Annotated in this window: 14 protein-coding genes; 3 read left to right on the top strand and 11 right to left on the bottom strand. The window is 43.0% G+C overall.

All coding sequences use genetic code 11. The features are described 5' to 3' along the window. Positions 1-17: 17 nt before the first annotated feature. The gene (hemF, locus tag MJ764_RS02450) at positions 18-944 is read right to left on the bottom strand and encodes an oxygen-dependent coproporphyrinogen oxidase (RefSeq protein WP_239324337.1); all 927 of its coding nucleotides are present in this window, start codon (positions 942-944) and stop codon (positions 18-20) included. Between the two features lie 239 nt (positions 945-1,183). Here hemF and grxB point away from each other — a divergent pair, with 239 nt between their 5' ends. Then, positions 1,184-1,831 carry a glutaredoxin 2 gene (gene grxB / locus MJ764_RS02445; protein WP_239324336.1) on the top strand — a complete coding sequence of 216 codons (648 nt, stop codon included), beginning with the start codon at positions 1,184-1,186 and terminating at the stop codon, positions 1,829-1,831. A 276-nt stretch (positions 1,832-2,107) separates the two neighbouring features. Then, complete coding sequence (locus MJ764_RS02440) at positions 2,108-3,820, top strand: thiamine pyrophosphate-dependent enzyme (RefSeq protein ID WP_239324334.1); 1,713 nt, start codon at positions 2,108-2,110, stop codon at positions 3,818-3,820. A gap of 246 nt (positions 3,821-4,066) precedes the next feature. On the opposite strand, the gene MJ764_RS02435 is transcribed toward MJ764_RS02440, so the two are convergent. After that, positions 4,067-4,840, bottom strand: a complete 774-nt coding sequence (locus MJ764_RS02435) for an isocitrate lyase/PEP mutase family protein (protein ID WP_239324333.1) — start codon at positions 4,838-4,840, stop codon at positions 4,067-4,069. Positions 4,841-5,611: 771 nt separating this feature from the next. Here MJ764_RS02435 and MJ764_RS02430 point away from each other — a divergent pair. Next, positions 5,612-6,556 (top strand): DUF723 domain-containing protein, encoded by a 945-nt coding sequence (locus MJ764_RS02430; RefSeq protein ID WP_239324331.1) that lies wholly within the window; start codon positions 5,612-5,614, stop codon positions 6,554-6,556. Between the two features lie 152 nt (positions 6,557-6,708). On the opposite strand, the gene MJ764_RS02425 is transcribed toward MJ764_RS02430, so the two are convergent. From MJ764_RS02425 to MJ764_RS02385, 9 genes are all read right to left on the bottom strand, one after another. Then, positions 6,709-8,706, bottom strand: a complete 1,998-nt coding sequence (locus MJ764_RS02425) for a transglutaminase TgpA family protein (protein ID WP_239324330.1) — start codon at positions 8,704-8,706, stop codon at positions 6,709-6,711. Beyond that, complete coding sequence (locus MJ764_RS02420; protein ID WP_239324328.1) at positions 8,706-9,641, bottom strand: DUF58 domain-containing protein; 936 nt, start codon at positions 9,639-9,641, stop codon at positions 8,706-8,708. Before MJ764_RS02420 ends, MJ764_RS02425 begins: the two co-directional genes overlap by 1 nt. Beyond that, positions 9,625-10,536 carry an AAA family ATPase gene (locus tag MJ764_RS02415; protein WP_239324327.1) on the bottom strand — a complete coding sequence of 304 codons (912 nt, stop codon included), beginning with the start codon at positions 10,534-10,536 and terminating at the stop codon, positions 9,625-9,627. The genes MJ764_RS02420 and MJ764_RS02415 overlap by 17 nt, the downstream gene beginning before the upstream one ends. Positions 10,537-10,754: 218 nt before the next feature. Then, positions 10,755-11,258, bottom strand: coding sequence for a transcription elongation factor GreB (greB, locus tag MJ764_RS02410; RefSeq protein ID WP_239324326.1), 504 nt, complete (start codon positions 11,256-11,258; stop codon positions 10,755-10,757). An 82-nt stretch (positions 11,259-11,340) separates the two neighbouring features. Continuing rightward, positions 11,341-13,611: an NADP-dependent malic enzyme gene (locus tag MJ764_RS02405; RefSeq protein ID WP_239324324.1), complete on the bottom strand. Its 2,271-nt coding sequence runs from the start codon at positions 13,609-13,611 to the stop codon at positions 11,341-11,343. Between the two features lie 319 nt (positions 13,612-13,930). Further along, positions 13,931-14,179 carry a helix-hairpin-helix domain-containing protein gene (locus tag MJ764_RS02400; RefSeq protein WP_239324322.1) on the bottom strand — a complete coding sequence of 83 codons (249 nt, stop codon included), beginning with the start codon at positions 14,177-14,179 and terminating at the stop codon, positions 13,931-13,933. A 176-nt stretch (positions 14,180-14,355) separates the two neighbouring features. Continuing rightward, complete coding sequence (gene mgtA, locus MJ764_RS02395; protein ID WP_239324320.1) at positions 14,356-17,049, bottom strand: magnesium-translocating P-type ATPase; 2,694 nt, start codon at positions 17,047-17,049, stop codon at positions 14,356-14,358. A 402-nt stretch (positions 17,050-17,451) separates the two neighbouring features. Then, positions 17,452-18,522, bottom strand: coding sequence for an A/G-specific adenine glycosylase (mutY, locus tag MJ764_RS02390; protein WP_239324318.1), 1,071 nt, complete (start codon positions 18,520-18,522; stop codon positions 17,452-17,454). Between the two features lie 237 nt (positions 18,523-18,759). Then, the gene (locus tag MJ764_RS02385) at positions 18,760-20,016 is read right to left on the bottom strand and encodes a tetratricopeptide repeat protein (protein ID WP_239324316.1); all 1,257 of its coding nucleotides are present in this window, start codon (positions 20,014-20,016) and stop codon (positions 18,760-18,762) included. Positions 20,017-20,296 lie beyond the last annotated feature (280 nt).

Here is a 20,296-nt window from a genome sequence, read left to right as displayed (position 1 = left end):
AAGGATTTGCTACCTGCCTAAACCGGACAAGTTTCGGCTTCTGCCAGCCAGTCGTGTATGCGCAAATATTCTGCCAACCGGGCTTCAGCAGAACCTGCTACTGGTTCATACTGATATTCAAAGCGGGCTAAAGGTGGCATTGACATCAGAATCGACTCAGTGCGTCCGCCAGCATGCAAACCAAATTGCGTCCCGCGGTCACATAACAGATTAAATTCAATATAGCGTCCGCGCCGGTACAACTGAAACTGTCGCTCCCGCTCGCCATAAACCATAATTTTACGTCGTGCCACAATAGGCAGGTATGCCTGTAAATAGGCTGCACTTACCGTCCGTACAAAAGCAAAACACTGTGCAAAATCCCAGCGGTTTAAATCATCAAAAAACAAACCGCCCACACCTCGTTGCTCCTGCCGATGTGGCAGATAAAAATAACGGTCGCACCACTCTTTAAATTCGGTATATACCGTTGCACCAAAAGGCAAACACGCCTCACGCGCCACCTGATGCCAATGCACTACATCTTCCGTAAATGGATAAAATGGCGTCAGATCAAAACCTCCGCCAAACCACCAAACCGGCTTGGCCTGTTCAGGATAGGCCACAAACAGCCTCACATTGGCATGGCTGGTAGGTATATACGGATTACGCGGATGTACCACTAGTGATACCCCCATGGCCTCATACGGAGCACCGGCCAGATACTGGCGTTCCCGTGTTGCTGAAACTGGCATTGCTTTACCCGTTACATGGGAAAAATTTACGCCAGCCTGCTCAAACACAGCACCGTCTTTCAGCACCATACTGCATCCCTTGCCCAGACCACCAGACCACTCATCTGCCACAAACCCCGCAGCACCGTCTTCCTGAACCAGAGCTTCAGTTAAATCTGCCTGAAAATTTTTAAAAAAACTTAAAACTTGATTAAACGCATCACAACTCATGAAAAAACCGTGAACTAAAATTAATTAATATATGTATAATATCAATTAATTCTTATTAAAAAAGAATTCACAAAACCAGATTTTTTTAAAATCAAAAAGATTGTGTAAAGAAAGTATTTTACTGCACATTTATCATCAGCAAGAGGCTAATTACAACATCAATACCTGATAAATGTGTTCCAGACAACGCAAACAGCACCCCTTTAATTCACACAATACACCAAAACAAGGAAACCAGAATGAAACTTTATCTTTATGACCATTGCCCCTACTGTGTGCGTGTCCGCATGATATTTGGTAAAAAAATCGTACCGGTAGAAAATATTTACCTGCTCAACGATGATGAAGACACACCCAATAAACTAATCGGCACAAAAATAGTACCGATATTAGTGAAAGACGATGGCAGTGCCATGGGTGAAAGTCTGGATATTGTGCACTACATTGACCAGCTTGCCGGTGATACTTTATTAAACAGCACAGTCCGCCCCGAAATCGAAGGCTGGATAAAAATTGTAGATACTTACCGCAATTTCCTTACCTTGCCGCGCTGCATCAGCATTAATCTGCCTGAATTTGCTACTCAAAGTGCCATAGATTATTTTGTTAACAAAAAAACAGCTATCTACGGCGATTTTCAACAGCATCTGCTTAACAGCCAAACCTATATTGAGCGCTTGAATGCCGATTTGATTGCATTGTCACCATTGCTTATCAGCGATCACGGTGCCAATGGTATCTTTGGCATGGAAGATATACTGTTATTTCCATTACTGCGCAATCTGACCATGGTTAAGGGTGTTGAATGGACAGCACCGGTACTTGACTACATGCACAGCATCAGCCGCATTACCCGAATTCCCCTGTTTAATGACCACGCCATCTGAAATTTCTCCTTTGTCCCAATTGGCAGGCGATACTATGTATCGGCTGCCTTTTTTATTAGATGATATTCAAAAATACCAACTTATATAATGAGTTTACCAACATCCTAGTGTTGTAGATAACTCACTACCACAATAAATATTGATAAAAAATTAACATAGCACTTAAATTTACTGTATACATAGAAAACACAGAAAACATAACCAAATGATTATCAAATAAACTATTTATTTATTTTCCAACCATTAATTAATAATTAAATTTAGAGGAAATACATCATGTCTAAAACCAAAACCGTTTCAGAAGTACTGATTGATGTACTGACCGCAGCCGGAGTAAGCAACTGCTATGGCATCATCGGCGATACCCTGAATTTTGTCGGTAAGGCCATCGAAAAAAGCAGTATTAACTGGGTACATACCCGTCATGAAGAAGCTGCTGCATTTGCCGCCGGTGCTGAAGCCTTGATTACCAATAAACTCACTGCCTGTGCCGGTTCATGTGGCCCCGGCAGCCTGCATCTGATTAACGGGCTGTACGAATCCAATCGCAACAATGCGCCAGTCATTGTGATTGCCAGCCAACTGGCTGCCACATCCATGGGTACCGGTTTTCCTCAGGAAGTGGACTTTCTCAAAGTTTATCAGGACACCAGCGTATTCTGTCAGATGGTTAACCAGCCACAGGAAGCACAGCGTATCTTCATTCAGGCGGCTCAGACAGCAATCAACAAGCGCGGCGTAGCCGTTGTTATCCTGCCCAGCGACATCAGCAAAATGGAAGTAGTCGAACAACCGATAAAAATCTGGCAGCCGCAGCCAGTTACCCGCCCAAATGATAATGAAATCGAAGAACTGGTTAAAGCCATCAATCAGGGCAATAAAATCACCATTTATGCCGGTTATGGTAGTAAAGATGCACATGACGAAGTGATTGCCTTGGCTGAAAAGCTCAAGGCACCAGTTGTACACACGTCTCGCGCCAAGGACAGCATTGCCTGGGAAAACCCCTATCAGATAGGCATGACCGGCATGTTTGGCACCAAAGCCGGCTATGAAGCAGTCAAAAACTGTGACACCTTATTATTACTTGGCTGCAGTTTTGCATGGGCAGAATACTATCCAGAAAACGCCAACATAATCCAGATTGATCACGATGCGACTCAACTAGGTTTACGCCATCCAATCAGCTTGGGACTGGTAGGCGATGTTAAAACTACCCTGCAAACTGTTTTACCAAAAATTCAGCCACATAGCGACAGCAGCTTTCTGGATCACCATACCGCCCTATTTGCCAAAATCATGGATAAATATGAAGCTTATGCCACGCCAGACGACAAACATCCAATTCATCCGCAACAACTGATTGAGCTGCTAGACGAACATGCCGACGACGATGCCCTGATTACCGCTGACGTGGGTACACCCATGCTATGGGGTGCACGCTACCTGACCATGAACGGTAAGCGACGTTTTCTTACCAGCCTGAAACATGGCACCATGTCAAATGGCATGCCTCAGGCTTATGGATTGCAGAAAGCTTTCCCAGCACGGCAAGTAATTTCCTTATCTGGTGATGGTGGCCTAGCCATGCTGATGGGTGACCTGCTTACCGCCAAACAGGAAAATCTGCCAATTAAAATAGTCGTTTTCAACAACAGCTCCCTCAACTTCGTTGAACAGGAACAAAAAGGCGAAGGACTAGTAGAAGTATTTGTTGATTTGATAAATGGTGATTTTAAAACCATCGCCGAGGGCTGTGGCTTCTGTGCCCAGAGTGTCAGTAAATCTTCCGAACTGGAAGCTGCAATACAAACCTTTCTGGCACATAAAGGCCCAGCTCTGCTGGATGTCGTAATCAGCGACAAAGAACTGATGCTGCCGCCAGCAATCAGCTATGAAAATGTGAAAAACATGGTTTGGTATGGTTCCAAAGCCATACTTGAAGGCAAAGGCAAAGACGTTATCGACATGATAAAGAATAATATCTGAACTTACCAAACACAGGCTCACTGCTCAGACGTTACCATAGCAGTGGGCTTTAATTATGGCTGCAAGTATGCAAGTGCTGCTGCATAACTCCCATATCAATACCAGCTTATCAGGAGTACATACTAAATCTACTCACCAGCTTACAATGGTATTTATAAAATATGAAACAATGAAAGGATATTAATTTAAAATATTTAGAATATTGATATGCTTTAATTCTGCATATCAAGTTTAGTAATATTCAAATCAGCTGTTGCTATCAGCACTGAAAATATCATCAAAAGATTGATTGCCCATAACCTTACCAAGTTTATGTTTAAGCATCCTAGACATATTAGAAAATAAACAATCTCCCATGCTGATCCGTTTAACACCTAACTCTTTGAGCTTTTCAAAATCAGGTAGATCAGGCATAGCCATAACATTAATAGGTAACCGAGATTTATCTACAAGAAATTTAATATCTGATTCATGCACTAAACAAGGGATAAAAATTCCATCAGCACCAGCTTTTGTATACAGTTCAATGCGTTTTTGGGTTTCATCCAGCTTATCCGGAACATTTAATAAATAAGTATCGGTTCGAATATTAAGGAAAATATTTAGATTAGCTTCATTAAGTCTGCTTTTAACCTCATGAATAATATTAGCGAAGCTTTTACTATCAAGCAGTATACGCTCTTCGTTCACAATACTATCCTCAAGATTAATTCCTACAATACCATATGTTGCCAGCTTCTTAATATTATTGACTATTTCAGTTGGTATTCTGCTATACCCTGCCTCCATATCAACTGAAAGAGGTAAAGATGTGTTTTCAGCAATTTTTTGTATAACATAACACAACTCCTTAAATTGTATCTTTTCTCCATCTTCATAGCCAAGCATACAAGCAATCGCAGCACTAGAAGTACCAATAGCCTGAAAACCTAGTTTTTCGGCTATCCTAGCACTATTTACATCCCAAACATTACATAGTATTAAAGGATAAGAATTTTTATGGAACTCAGTAAATGTCATAATAAAACCTCAGAAGTTATTGATGACATTAATAATAGAGATAATAAATTGAATACGACAACCTAAGAATTGACAAGTATTTTTTTATTTAGAGCACCAATCAAATATAACTTTGATTATTAAATATTATTTACTGGAAAAATAAATAAGACTACCGAAAATTTCAAACCAGTATCGATTTGCATCAAAGCAATTTTCAATATCACTCAAAAACAAGAATCTTCCTAATACATTATTTTATCCATATAAATATTACAGAATTAAATGATTAGTTTCAGATACAAAAGTATTCAAGCCATTCTGAATCATTCATCTGCCCGTGCAGCCGGCAATCAGCCTCAAGTATAAAAAGATAAATATTTCATTTTTCACAACACCCAATTTAAATTTAATGATTATTAAAATCATATAGTTAATTATTAACACTAATTAACCCTTTTCAATCAAAATAATTTAAAGTATTGTTATTTCTTAACTTTTACTCAACATGAATAAAAGTTATCTGTCAGCAGGGATTCCGAATAGTCAGATATTATTGACGATACGGAAAAACTTCTGACTTTCAGATTAATATGATCATTCAACGCTGTAATAGACTACCCAGCCATTGGTACCAAATTTCAATGTTGGGTAGTTTTCGCTTTATAATGTTTATATTTAGTTGCGGCAACGTTAGTCTGAAAATAATCAGACATTTGAAACTTTTGACCTTTTATCTAGGTAATTTTATAATAATCTAAAGTAAAGAAATTGCAAAGGAGGTAGATATAAATGCCGGCAAAGGTGACATTTACAGAGGCCAAAAACTTATACGAATCAAAATTTCCAAATAATAAACTTGTTAAGTTCGAATCAGCATCAAGACCATGTTCTATATTATGTTACAAACATGGCTTGGTAGAAGATTTAGGTTTCAGGAATTTAAGGCTCTCCAAATTTGGCTGTCCTAAATGCGCACGGGATCACCGTAGGCGAGGAGTTGAAGCTAAAATTAAGCAGTATTTAGAAATGAATTCTAGTAAACGTTTAAATAAGGTTAAGAAATTTGGTGATACCGTACCTCGTAGTATATCTAAAGAAAAAGTCAGCAAGGTGCTAGACAACGCTCCACGTTCTACATCTAACACTCGCAGAACAGATAAAACTAGACGAGGCAAGTCCAGTACCTTAGCAGAATTTCCGGTGGAATACAGTAGTAAAGGATCTACTGCTAAACAAGCTTTAAGTAATAAAGCGCGTACAGGAGAATTTTCTTCATCTCATGTAAAGCCAGTATTCTATGATAAGCCGGAAGATTTACCAAAGGGCAACTTTGTTGTAGTACCGTATCATAGTGACGTGAAGTTGGCTGCCGGATTAGGGCGTTACAATAATGCTCTTGAAACTTTGCCTGTTCCCTTAAGTCTACCTGAGCTGCAAAAGTTAGGCGTTCGACCAAATAACATTATTTATTGTCGGGTTCTTGATGATAGCATGGTACCAATACTACAAGATGGTTCTTTGGTAGGGATCGATACGGCGGAAACTGAGATTCGTAGTGGGAAAATTTATGCGTTTATTGACGAAGATGGTTGGTCACACATAAAAATTTTAGTCAAGACAAACGATTCTCTGATAAAGATTCATAGTTACAATTATGCTTATGAAACAGAGACAGTTACTCCTGACTCAATTCGTGTTATTGGCCGTTTGTTCTGGGCTGCCTCAATATTTTAGGTAAATTGTGATGAACAGCTGCAACAAGTACGCCATCCTATGCATTACAAATATTCAAAATATTGACCAAGACTTCAGGTTTGACAGGATTTATCCATCTACTTAACTACCAAGTAGGGTTCACCTAAAAACATATAGATACGCTTTAATTATCACGATAACCGGCGAACAACCTGCTTTACTTTACGATACCATGCACGCTGCTGCCGTTTGTCCGGCATACCGGCAGTTCCATACTGCCAATCAATATATTGAGCCAGTAAAGCAGCTAAATTATCATTAAGTAAACCATGCTCAGCCAGAATAGCCTGTAGTTCCAGCGGGCCGATAGCCGATAACTCCGCCTCCGCCCCTTCTATAACAGCCTGCTTAAGCAGATTGATACCATCGGTCAATGGCTGCGCCTGCATATTTCCCTGTCTACGCAGCCAGATAATCAGTGGCAGCGCAGTAATCATGATCGCAATCGCAATCACCAGTAACAATACTGACTTGGGTATATCTTTTAACTTAAGCCAGTCCAGTATCGAACTTTGGCGGCCAGAGTCATAGTTAACTACCCATTGCTGCCAGTAAAACTGGCCTTTATCCAGATATTTTTGTAATAATGGATAAGGCGAAGACAACCCTGCTCGCTGTTCTGCTGGCAAAGCATTTTCCACCCCGTTTTCCACCCGTACCGATGAAACCGCACTGGTTGGGTCTACTCGCTGCCATTTACCTTTTTCTGCTAGCCAGATTTCTGTCCAGGCATGAGCGTCCTTACTGCGAATCTGCCAGAATTTGCCATCAGGATGATATTCGCCTCCCTGATAGCCAATCACAATTCGTGCCGGAACACCAACCGCACGCGCCAGCCATACAGTAGCATTTGCATAATCTTCACAAAAACCTTCCTGACTGCTGAATAAAAAATAGTCGGTTTTATTCAGAGATTCATGACTGCGTTTTGGTGTTAGCGTATATTGAAAACCACCATTACGAAAATAAGCTAGGATATGGCGGATAAATTCCTCACTGCTGCTGGACTTTTTAGCCAATTGTTGCGCCAGCCGGCGGGTTTCGGGATTAAGTCCTGCCGGCAACTGGGTATAATAATTCAGCAAACTCCGATCCATTTGCTGATGCAGATACGGTACCAACTGAGAATATAAATGCACCCGACGCAAGCCTTCCCGGCTTTTATTCACCCGCACCACATTTCCCACCCGCCGACTTAAATCAGACTGGCTGTCTGCCAGTGGCTGATCCAGTGCCGGTATACGACCATGGTCGTCCTGAATAATCAGCTGATAGCCCACCAGCCTGCTATCAGGTCGCTGTGCTAAAACAGCCCTGTTTGGCAACTGCAAAGTATCTTCATCGGTATACTGTTCCTTTACAGCATGCCACTGCCCGCCCTGATTATTGCCCATCACCATCACACGCCAGTACAGATCGGCATTGCGGGGAATCACATCATTATCAAAAGTAACATTAAACGCCAGTGCATTACTCGGAATCAGATTACTGATACTGCCAGAGTCAAGCGTATCTGATAACCCAGTTATGGCAGACTGCTGTGGCTGCGGTACGCCCCATAATGGCGTATCCTTACGCGGTACCACCACAAATAAAATTACTGCCAGCGGAAAAGACAGAACCAAAATCAGTGCGCCCTGCCGCATAGCGGCAACCGGATTAATACCAGCCAATAAGCCCAGCGAAGAAATCAGGCAGAATAAAGCCACAATCAGCCATGGTGCCATCAGCATGCTTTGATTAAACAGCAGGCCACCACCCATTAAAATTAGCTGTGCCAGTAACAGTATCTGCCAGTCGCGCAGGGTTTCGCCTTCAAAAGCCTTAAGCACAATCATCAGCATCAGCAGAGAAACACTGGCGTCGCGGCCTATGATTGTTCCAATACGAAAATATACCCATACAGCAGTAGCCACCAGCAATAACACCAATGCCCACAACGGTAGCCTTTTAACATTGGTAAAAAGCAAAGCTACACGCACAATCAACAGCACGGCAAATGCGGCGCCTACGCTCAGTGGCAAATCAAATAATAAAGGTAAAGCTACCCACGCCAGCATCAGCAATAAAATAAACTGCGTGCGTATCGGCGGAGATTTGCGTAAAAAAATCGGATCTGCGAGCCACATCACCATCTACCCAAAGCATTCAGACATTGTGTCCGTTGTGCAGTAGCGGCCTCATAGCGCTGCCGCGGTAATTCCAGTATATATTTTTCCCCACTGGCATCAGCTGCCAGAACACGATAACACATCATACTGGCCATCTGTTCCAGACTGGTACCCTGCGGATAATCACGATAGGAAATCAGTAGTGGCTGCACCTGCGTACCACCCTGCTCAAAGTACTTATCCAGTAAATCACCTGTTTTGGCATAGTGCTTCCATGCAATCTGCCGCGGTGAAGTGGTATTCTGATGTGGCAGTAGATATGCTGGATCCTGACCGCTCAAACTGATTTGTGTACTCTGCTCATCGCCACTGCCTCTTGTCGTTGGAATATTATGCTCAACAGGTTCAGGGAAAATCACAATCTCATCAGTAAATTCCCAATGTGTTTTAATCATCAGCAATCCAAACGGTGCCATACTGGCACCAGCCAGCATCAGCGTGGGCAGAATCCCGCGTCGCTGTGGTGGTAATGTCCAGATAAAATCAGTATTTTCAGGTGTAATCGTCCACAACTGCCAGTCACTGGCGGTACCGGTTATCTCCTGTGCTGTTTGCAGCCACAACCAGCGCGTACGTTTACAGCTATCACAGGCACGTAAAGTCAACACACAATCTTTACCGGCAAAGTATTCCTGCTGTGGCACAATAGCCAGTACCAGTCCGGTAAGCTGACGTATACCCGCAAGCGCACCAAACAGCAATATACCCAGTAGCCAGAATACCAGCGCATAGGCTACATTTACCTGATAATTAACCGCCATAATCCACAGCAGAATACAGGCAAAAGCCAGTCCCCAGCCCATGCGCGTCAGATTAATGCGTACATTACGGGCACGCAAGGCAGTATGCCCGTCAATGAGCGTAGGTGCCGGTACCTCAGACCACTGCGACATAATCCAGCATCCCGGCGAGCAGCGTACTGCTTCTGGATTGACTTTGTAATGGGTGCAGTCGGTGCGCAGCCACTGCTACCCATACTGCCTTCACATCTTCCGGTAGCACATGTGCCCGCCCATGCACCCAGGCATAAGCTTTGGCTGCCTGCACGACTGCCAGTCCGGCACGCGGGCTGAGGCCAACAGCAAACGTACCCGGTGTCCGCGTGGCCGCTACCAGACGGTAAACATAATCTGCCGCCGCCGCAGATAAATTAACTTTAGTTACCTCCGCCTGCCACTGCTGCAATATTTCTCCATTGCACACAGCCTTAAGACGCGGTACAAACTGGCGCCGGCCGCCTGAAAGATAGAGCTGCTTTTCTTCCTTTTCTGCCGGATAGCCAATACTCAGACACATCATAAAACGGTCTAGCTGCGATTCAGGTAAAGGATATGTACCTAGCTGTTCAGTTGGATTCTGGGTGGCAACTACCAGAAACGGCTTTGGCAGTGCATAGGTTTTACCATCTACAGATACCTGTCCTTCTTCCATGGCTTCCAATAAAGCCGATTGCAGCTTGGGTGAAGCACGGTTAATTTCATCTGCAAGTAAAAAAGAATTAAAAACCGGCCCCTGATGAAAGATAAATTCACTGGTTTTCGGCTGAAAAACACTTACACCAAGCAAATCAGCCGGCAGCATATCGTTAGTAAACTGTACGCGCTGATAATTTAATCCCAATACGACGGCCAGTGCATGAGCCAGTGTAGTTTTGCCAACACCCGGCACATCTTCAAGCAGAATATGCCCGCGTGCCAGCACACAGGTAACAATCTGTATCAATAATTGCTGCTTACCCAGAATCAGAGCATTGAGCTGTTTGAAAATCGGTTCAAGTTTTGGATTCATGTTTTAACGCAGTTGTAAGAAAAAATCCGGCAGCATCATCAAACATGGACATACTGCGGTAACAATTAATAATAAACCCTGCAATACTTACACCATCATTGCTTAATACCAACATTATCTGAAAACATACACGCTTTACCGCACTAGCTCAGACTATAAATGCCATATAAAAGCAAAATTACTAACTAGATTTAACATTATGCATGATTAAGAGCAAATTAATCAATGCGAACATACTCTACTGCCAGTATTTCAATATTTTCCACACCATCAGGACCATGCAAACGTACTTCATCACCCTCATGTGCTTTCAGCAAAGTACGCGCTAACGGTGATACCCATGAAATTTTATTCCGAGCAGTATCAATCTCATCTGTACCCACAATACGCACAGTCTGCTCCTGCCCGTTTCCACGCAAAATGGTTACCGTCGCACTAAAAAACACCTGATCACTGGCTTCGCGGGTCTCCGGGTCAATCACCTGCGCAGCTTCCAACCGTTTGGTTAAAAAACGAATCCGGCGGTCGATTTCACGCAACCTACGCTTACCATACAGATAATCACCATTTTCACTGCGGTCGCCATTCCCGGCGGCCCAGTTCACCACATTCACTATTTCCGGCCGCTCCTTATGAACCAGTTGATAAAGTTCATCCTGCAAAGCCTGATGACCAGCAGGAGTAATGTAATTGGGCGCTGTCTGGGGTGGCACATTAGCCATAGTGTATCTCCCTAATTAATACAAAAGCAGGCTGTCTGAAAAAATACAGACAGCCTGCTTGATTTTACAACAAACTCAGCGATTATTTACGCTGTGCATCTACTGCTGCCAAAGCCACCATATTGACAATACGGCGTACAGAAGCCATTGGCGTAACAATGTGCACAGATTCATTCATACCCATCAGAATCGGGCCAATAGTGACGCCATTAGATGAAGTCCGCAACAGATTGTAACTAATATTGGCAGCTTCAACATTTGGCATTACCAACAGATTAGCCGCACCCTTAAGCTCGCAGTCTGGCATCAGTTTCTGACGCAATTTTTCATCCAGAGCCAGATCACCCTGCATTTCACCATCAACATTCAACTCAGGATCGGCCTCTTTAATCAAAGCCAGTGCTTCCTGCATTTTACTGCTGCTTGGCTGATTCAGTGAACCAAAGTTGGAATTGGACAATAAGGCTACTTTAGGCTCAATACCGAAGCGTTTCATTTCTTTAACACACATCAGTGTATTAGCAGCAATCTGCTCGGCAGTTGGTTCTGGATTAACATAAGTATCCGCAATGAACATATTGCCTGAAGTCATAATTAAAGCATTCATCGCACAAGCATTGTGCTCAGGATTGTTATAACCAATAACTTCTTCCAGAATATTGAAATGGTCATGGAAGCGGCCTACTGTACCACATAGCAGCGCATCTGCACTGCCCATGCGTACCAGCATAGCACCAATCAGAGTAGAGTTGCTGATCATGCGGCGGCGTGCCATTTCCTCAGTTACACCATGGCGTTTACGCAACTGATAATAAGCCTGCCAGTACTCACGGAAACGTGGATCATCCTGATTATTAACAATTTCAAAATCTTTGCCCGGCTGAATAGTCAGCCCCAGTTGTTTCGAACGCGCTTCGATTACTGCTGGGCGGCCAATAAGAATCGGGAAAGCCAGTTTGTGGTTAACAATGTGCTGGGTAGCATGCAGAACACGCTCATCTTCACCCTCACATAACACCACACGTTTAAGCTCTTTCTTAGCCTGAGAAAATACCGGTTTCATAAACAGGCTAGACTTATAGACAAACTGACTCAGTTTTTCTACATAAGCATCCATGTCGTCAATCGGACGGGTAGCCACACCAGAATCCATAGCGGCTTTAGCCACAGCGGGAGCCACCACTGCGATCAGACGAGGGTCAAATGGCTTCGGAATCAGATATTCACGTCCAAAAGACAGCTCGGCATTGCCATAAGCAGCAGATACTTCATCACTCAGCTCGGCCTTGGCCAGTTCAGCAATAGCATGCACACAGGCCAGCTTCATCTGTTCATTAATGGTGGTGGCACCAACATCCAGCGCGCCGCGGAAAATAAACGGGAAGCACAATACATTATTTACCTGATTCGGGAAATCAGAACGACCAGTACCGATTACTGCATCTGGTCGGGCAGCTTTGGCTTCCGGCGGCCAGATTTCCGGTGTCGGGTTGGCCATGGCCAGAATAATCGGGTCTTTGGCCATGGTTTTAAGCATATCTACGCTCAATACATTCGGACCAGACAAGCCCAGGAAAATATCTTTGCCATGAACAGCATCAGCAAGATTACGCTGACCATTATCCGCAATGGCAAAGAGTTTTTTCGATTCCACCATGTTTGCTTCGCGATTCTGATAAATCACACCTTTGGAATCGCACACAGTGATATTTTCACGCTTCATACCCAGCGCAACCAGAAGTTCCAGACAGGCAATTGCCGCTGCACCTGCGCCAGAGCACACCAGCTTAACCTCACCAATGTCTTTACCGACAACTTCAAGACCATTTTTAATCGCAGCGGCAGTAATAATTGCCGTACCATGCTGGTCGTCATGGAATACAGGAATATTGCAGCGCTCGCGCAGTTTTTTCTCAATATAGAAACATTCAGGGGCTTTAATGTCTTCAAGGTTAATACCACCAAATGTCGGTTCCAGCGAAGCAATAATATCTACCAGCTTATCCGGATCAGTTTCATTAACCTCAATATCAAATACATCAATACCGCCAAATTTCTTGAACAGTACCCCCTTGCCTTCCATTACCGGCTTACCGGCCAGTGCACCAATATTGCCCAGCCCCAGCACCGCCGTACCATTCGAAATCACCGCAACCAAATTACCACGTGCTGTATATTTGTATGCATTTAGAGGGTCACGGTGGATTTCCATACATGGCGCAGCCACACCCGGTGAATAGGCCAATGACAAATCATATTGAGTAGCCAGTGGTTTGGTTGGCGTAACCTGAATTTTACCGGGACGGGGTTCTTCGTGAAAATGTAATGCTGCTTCTTTGATTAATTCATCCATATCTGTTCTCAGTCTTAGGTTTTTCAACACCAATAAGCTGTTCTTGAAAGAGCGCGCTAAAAGTCATTTTTATCTGAGCAATTTATTAAACATGGCCAAGATAAAGGTTATTCACATTATAGCGTTATTTAACAAAATCATGCACCGCTTTATTATCAGTATAATCAATTGCCATTAAGTGTAAATACATAACTCATTTCATTTCACCAGTTTGAAAAGAGATAATTATTTTGCAATACTAAAACCGCATATCCCGCTTTCTGCCAGCAAGTCAGACCATAGTCACCAAAATCATTTATGCTGATTTACCCATAAATTTTCAGGACTGGTTTTCAATACTCCTGCGAGCAAAATCTACTGCCATACTGATAGCAGTTTTGGCTTGTGGGCTATTTTTCCAGCAACTGCTGCCAACCAGACTGGCTGCCTGCTCAGTAATATCCTGCGGATTTGCCTGTGCCAGTTTTGCCAATGAATCAATGCCCATTTGCTCCAAACGCAAAATCACTTTTTCCCCAACCCCTTTTACCGTCAACAACGCTGCTTTTTCAGTTGCATTAAATGCCATTTAACCTCCGTCTATTTACTCATGATTAATTTAAATATAGAAAAATTAGTAGATATTAAACAACTCGGCAAAGTATGACTAACCAAAGGTAATGCAATTTACCTGATAAATCACCACAAATAGATGATAACAAAAAAAGAGCGAGTATTTAACTCGCTCTTTTTGCTATTTAATGCTTAGAACCATTGTCCAAAACGGCGAATGTACCAGCGTTTCACTATCTGAGTAACAACGCAGTAGCTGCCCAGCGTGAGTACCAGCCATGGGAAATATTGCCATGGTAATGCAGTCAGGCCAATCCAGTTGCTTATCGGTGAAAACGGAACACAAATTCCGATTACCATAATCAACCCTGTCATCAATAATACTGGTAAAGCAGCGGTGCTTTGTACAAACGGAATTTTGCGCGTACGTAGCATATGCACCACCAGCGTTTGTGACAGCAATCCTTCCACAAACCAGCCGGAATGAAACAGATTCTGCACTTCTGGTGCATTGGCATGAAATACAAACCACATCAGCGCAAAAGTACTGATATCAAAAATAGAGGAAATCGGGCCGATAAACAGCATAAAACGGCTGATATTGGAAACATCCCATTTGCGTGGTTTACGCAAAAATTCCTCATCCATCTTATCCCAAGGTAGTGACAACTGGGAAAAATCATACAACAGATTCTGAATCAGCAACTGAATCGCCAGCATGGGCAAAAATGGCAAAAAGGCACTGGCAAACAATACTGAAAATACATTGCCAAAATTAGAGCTGGCCGTCATATTCAGATACTTAATAATATTACCAAAAGTTTCACGCCCTTTGATTACCCCCTCTTCCAGCACCATCAGGCTCTTTTCCAGCAGAATGATATCGGCAGATTCCTTGGCAATATCAGTGGCCGTATCTACAGAAATACCAACATCGGCATCGCGCAAAGCAGGAGCATCGTTAATACCATCACCCAGAAAACCCACTGTATGCCCATTTTCTTGCAACAAGCGGATAATGCGCGATTTCTGCAATGGTGTTAGCTTGGCAAATACAGTGTGCTGTTCCAGTAATGGTTTCAGCGCCTCATCACTCAATCCTTCGATATCATTGCCCAGTAAAGGCTGTCCGGCTTCGATACCTACTTCATGACAGATTTTGCGCGTCACAATAGCATTATCACCGGTCAGCACTTTCACAGCCACACCATTTTCACTCAATGCAGCAATGGCTTGGGCTGCGCTGTCTTTCGGTGGATCAAGGAAAGTCAGAAAGCCAAACAAAGTCAGTTCAGTTTCGTCCGCCACCGCATACTGTGCTTTCTGTGCTTCCGGAGCAATATACTTTTTACCAATCGCCAGTACACGGAAACCTTCCTTATTGTAACTTTCAGCCAGTGCCAGCAACTGCTCACGCCGTGCTGTATCCAGTGGCAGATATTCACCCTGTTCATACACGCAACTGGAAATTGACAGCATTTCCTCAACAGCACCTTTACAAATCAGCACATGGCGCTGTTCTTCATCCCGCAGCACGACAGATAAACGCCGGCGTATAAAATCAAATGGCAGCTCATCTATCTTGCGATAACCACCATCATTGATAACAGCACTGTTTTCTGGTTCCTGAGCAAAGCGCACAATCGCCTTGTCCATCAGGTTTTTCATACCACTCTGATAGGAGCTGTTCAGCCATGCCAACTGCAAAACTTCACTATCATTATTGCCATTGATATCAGTGTAATGCTCCAGAATAATTTTATCCTGCGTTAATGTGCCGGTTTTATCGGTACACAACACATCCATGGAACCAAAATTCTGGATAGCACTCAGGCGTTTTACCACCACCTTACGCCGCGCCATCGCCATTGCGCCCTTGGCCAGATTAGCGCTTACAATCATCGGCAGCATTTCCGGTGTCAGCCCTACCGCTACAGCCAGAGCAAACAAAGCAGCATCACCCCAGTCACCTTTGGTAAAACCATTAATCAGCAACACCACTGGCACCAGAATCAGCATAAAGCGAATCAACAGATGGCTGACACTGTTTACACCACGGTCAAAAGCAGTCTGGCTGCGTGTACCAACAATCGATTTGGCCAGCGAACCAAAATAAGTATCACTGCCCGTAGCCACCACCACTGCTTTAGCCGTACCGCTCACAATATTGGTACCCATAAAGCAGATATTTTCTGCATCCAGCGGATTGGCTGATGACGGTTGCTGCTGTTGAGCAGCCGTATTTCCACTCATACCAACAGTATCAGATTTTTCTACCGGAATGGATTCACCAGTCAGTACCGCCTGACTGATAAACAAATCGCGTGATTCAATTAGACGCACATCAGCCGGAACCATATCACCGGCAGACAGCAAAATAATATCACCCGGTACCACTTCCTTAATCGGTACTTCAAGCTGCTCGGCACTGATATCATGATGGCTGCGACGCAACACCGTAGCAGTGGTGCTAATCATTGACTTCAGCGCCTGAGCCGCCTTATTGGAACGATATTCCTGCCAGAAACTGAGCAAACCACTAAGCAGAACCATCACCAGAATAATGCTAATTCCACTCACGCTGGTTTCTTCACCACTGCGCAAAGGAATTAGATAATCGGTAAAAAAGCTTACCAAGGCCAGCGCCAGTAACACAAAAATAAAAGGATTCTTAAACGCCAGCAACAATTGCAGCCATGCAGACGGCGCTTTATCGTGCACCACATCATTGCTGCCAAAACTGGCTAGCCGCTCTTTAACATCGTGCTCGGTCAGACCACTCAGACTGGTCTGTAATTTGGACAGTGTGCCGTCAAGGCTGTTGCGAGACTCCAGCACAGCCTTGATTACTACTGGTTGAGAAATGATTTTTTTTAGTTTTTTCATAAACAGTACCTCACCGACCATGCTGTTTCCCGGTCGGCAGATACTGTTAACCCGGAAACATCAACGGCCTAGTTGCAGTTGTAGTATTAATAAAATAAACGGTCGACTCGAATCTTCTTCCATTGTTTTATTCCCGGTTAAATAGTTAGAAGCTCAATGCACAGCATTTAGCTCACCTGTACTGAAATTCCTGTTTTCCGCTTTTATCCATATAACGTGAAATAGCAAAAAGACAGCCACATTTCAGCAAGATAGCGTTTATACGTGACAATAATGATAGCGTCAATTAAATTTACCCTAAACAGAGTAAAAAACAATATTCACTGCGATTTATTCACATAAATCAGACAAAATTAAAAATAAGCGTGCTTTACAAGCATAAATAATAATTATGCCATTGAATTAAAACAGACTGCTTTGTACAGCATTCAGATAATCATGTAATGGTTTAGGAATACCATATGCTGCCAGATTATCAGGTGACACCCATTCACCAGCTACTGCCGTAGATTCTATCGGCTGCCCGCCTGCCTGTGCCGTAAATGGCACCATAAATAAATGGCGGTGGGTTAAACGATGGCTGATTTCAGCGCCTTCGTTCAAATCTTCAGCAGCAAGGCCAAATTGTGCCGCTAGCTCATACAGAGCAGCCAGACTATCCACACAGGGCACACACCACAAACCACCCCAAATACCTTTGGCTGGGCGCTTATGTAAGAATACCGCTCCATCGCGATTACGCAATACCAGCCAGTATAGCGACAGATTTTTTACCATTACCGCAGTTTTCTTGCGTGGTAATTCAGCAATACGGTCTTGCGCCCGCGCCAGACACATATCATTCATAGGGCATACACAACATACCGGCTTGCTGCGCTTGCATACCGTAGCGCCCAAGTCCATCAATCCCTGAATATAGGCTGGCATATCGGCAGCATCCTGCGGCAACAAAGCTTCGGCAGTACACCAGAGCTTCTCTTCAAATTTTTTATTAGCAATATCACCGTCCAGTACCAGCAACCGGCACAACACACGTTTCACATTGCCATCCAGAATGGTTTCGCGTGCATCAAAACAGAATGCGGCAATTGCCGCCGCAGTACTGCGCCCTACCCCGCACAGCGTTTGCAGCTCAATCCGGCTACGTGGAAACCTACCGGCAAACTCGGTTACCACCTGTTTAGCCGCTTTATGCAGATTCCGCGCACGGCTGTAATAGCCCAGTCCCTGCCATAAGCCCAGTATCTCATCTTCATCGGCAGCCGCCAGTGCCTGCACGTCTGGAAAAGTAGCCACAAACCGCGGATAATAATCCAGTACTGTCGCTACCTGTGTTTGCTGCAACATAATTTCCGACAGCCATACCAGATACGGCTCGCGCGTCTGCCACGGCAAACCATGCCGGCCATACTGCCGCTGCCATTTGACTAAACGGAGAGCAAATTCCGGCATTGGTGCTGCTTGTTCATTCATAACGGACTAATCTTGAAATAACTAAATTGTTAGCAAAGATATCTGACTACTATAGATAAAAAGCTAATATTGGTGACGATAGCCATAAAACAAGCAACAAATTTTGCAAAACCAGATTCATTTCAACTATACAAAACTCATGATTTATTCCATACCAATTCTGGATAATTTCAGCATTATTTTTATCAGGTGACTTATAATATATAATAAAGACAAATATCTGATAAAAAACTATTTTTATTTCAATTGCCTATATAGCTCGCAGGCTTCCTGTTTACCATTTTCACAGCTTTTTCTAAGCAGTTCCATAGCCATACGCTTATTTGGCTTTACTCCTTTACCATTCAAATGCATCACTCCTAAAATAAACTGGGCTTCAGCATCATCCTGCGTTGCAGCCTGTTGAAAATATTCAATTGCTTTCAAATAATTCTGTTTGACGCCATTACCAGAGAAATATTTTTTTCCTAAATCCAGTTGCGCATCCACATGTCCCTTCTCGGCTGCCAGTTGGTAATATTTCAATGCTTTTGCATCGTCCTGTTTTACAACTCTACCAATTTGATACATATTAGCTAAATTATATTGAGCAATAACCTGCCCCTGATCTGCTGCAAGCTGATAATACTCAAATGCTTTTATATAATCCTGCTTTAAACCTATACCATTATCATACAAATAACCCAAATCAGCCTGAGCAATAGCTTCTCCCTGATCAGCAGCTAATTGATAATACTCAGCTGCTTTTTCATAATCTTGTTTCATCTCTATCCCTTTATAGTACATCAATCCAAGATTATATTGCGCTGCGGCTAATCCATCTTTAGCAGCCAGATAAAAACATTTGGCTGCTTTTTGATAATCCTGCTTAATACCCTTACCGTTATATAACATCAGTCCTAAGTTATAGGTAGCATAAGAATAGCCCTGTTTAGCTGCCAATTGATAATATTTCACAGCTTTAGCATAATCTTGCTGCGTAATCCGACCTTTTTCATAAAAAATACCGAGATTATATTGGGCAAGAGCATTACCCTGATCAGCCGCAAGCTGGTAATATTTTAATGCCTGCACAAAGTCCTGTGCTGTGCCTGTACCATTATAGTAAATTGACGCCAGATTAAATTGAGCATTTGCATTGCCCTGCTCAGCTGCAAGACGATAATAATGTATTGCTTTAGCATAATCCTGTTCTAATCCCTCGCCATCCTCATACATACACCCCAGAGCAAATTGGGCATTTGCATTTCCCTGCTTGGCTGACAGATGAAAATATTTGGCTGCTTCTGCATAATCCTGAGAAACTTCTTCACCTTCATAATACAACACACCTAACTCAAATTGAGAATCTGCATCACCTTGTTGTGCTTGCATTACAACATACTCTAACTCATTAAAATTATTTTCTTTTTCTTCTAAAATATCTTCTGCCTTGGTTTCAGAACTAATTTGTTTTAATAAGGCCGACACGTGTGAAATTGATTTTTCTTTCATCTATTATCCTTTTATTACAAATAAATTATGTATGGATTAAGTTAAAAACCATATCAATATATAGTTACCCATGATAATTAATTCAATTAATATTAGAATTAATCAACGCAATTGCCAAAGCTAAAGTCTTTTCAAACACATTATAATTACAGACAAAAAGCGGAGTAACTTTACCAGTTTCATCATTTAAGAACAAATAATAATGAAACAAATAAAGACAGTTATACTGCGCTGAATATTCCATTTAGAAAAAATTCCAACCAGCAATGGCTATTGCTAA

The sequence above is a fragment of the Snodgrassella gandavensis genome (genome assembly GCF_914768025.1).
In the GTDB taxonomy this organism is placed as follows: Bacteria; Pseudomonadota; Gammaproteobacteria; order Burkholderiales; family Neisseriaceae; genus Snodgrassella; species Snodgrassella gandavensis.
Note: the sequence above shows the minus strand (reverse complement) of the source record. Positions and strands in the feature narration are given on the sequence as shown.

What these genes read in the sequence shown, in the direction of transcription:
- hemF (WP_239324337.1), bottom strand. Translation starts at nt 944, where the DNA reads ATGAGTTGTGATGCGTTTAATCAAGTTTTAAGTTTTTTTAAAAATTTT.
- grxB (WP_239324336.1), top strand. Translation starts at nt 1,184, where the DNA reads ATGAAACTTTATCTTTATGACCATTGCCCCTACTGTGTGCGTGTCCGC.
- MJ764_RS02440 (WP_239324334.1), top strand. Translation starts at nt 2,108, where the DNA reads ATGTCTAAAACCAAAACCGTTTCAGAAGTACTGATTGATGTACTGACC.
- MJ764_RS02435 (WP_239324333.1), bottom strand. Translation starts at nt 4,840, where the DNA reads ATGACATTTACTGAGTTCCATAAAAATTCTTATCCTTTAATACTATGT.
- MJ764_RS02430 (WP_239324331.1), top strand. Translation starts at nt 5,612, where the DNA reads ATGCCGGCAAAGGTGACATTTACAGAGGCCAAAAACTTATACGAATCA.
- MJ764_RS02425 (WP_239324330.1), bottom strand. Translation starts at nt 8,706, where the DNA reads ATGTGGCTCGCAGATCCGATTTTTTTACGCAAATCTCCGCCGATACGC.
- MJ764_RS02420 (WP_239324328.1), bottom strand. Translation starts at nt 9,641, where the DNA reads ATGTCGCAGTGGTCTGAGGTACCGGCACCTACGCTCATTGACGGGCAT.
- MJ764_RS02415 (WP_239324327.1), bottom strand. Translation starts at nt 10,536, where the DNA reads ATGAATCCAAAACTTGAACCGATTTTCAAACAGCTCAATGCTCTGATT.
- greB (WP_239324326.1), bottom strand. Translation starts at nt 11,258, where the DNA reads ATGGCTAATGTGCCACCCCAGACAGCGCCCAATTACATTACTCCTGCT.
- MJ764_RS02405 (WP_239324324.1), bottom strand. Translation starts at nt 13,611, where the DNA reads ATGGATGAATTAATCAAAGAAGCAGCATTACATTTTCACGAAGAACCC.
- MJ764_RS02400 (WP_239324322.1), bottom strand. Translation starts at nt 14,179, where the DNA reads ATGGCATTTAATGCAACTGAAAAAGCAGCGTTGTTGACGGTAAAAGGG.
- mgtA (WP_239324320.1), bottom strand. Translation starts at nt 17,049, where the DNA reads ATGAAAAAACTAAAAAAAATCATTTCTCAACCAGTAGTAATCAAGGCT.
- mutY (WP_239324318.1), bottom strand. Translation starts at nt 18,522, where the DNA reads ATGAATGAACAAGCAGCACCAATGCCGGAATTTGCTCTCCGTTTAGTC.
- MJ764_RS02385 (WP_239324316.1), bottom strand. Translation starts at nt 20,016, where the DNA reads ATGAAAGAAAAATCAATTTCACACGTGTCGGCCTTATTAAAACAAATT.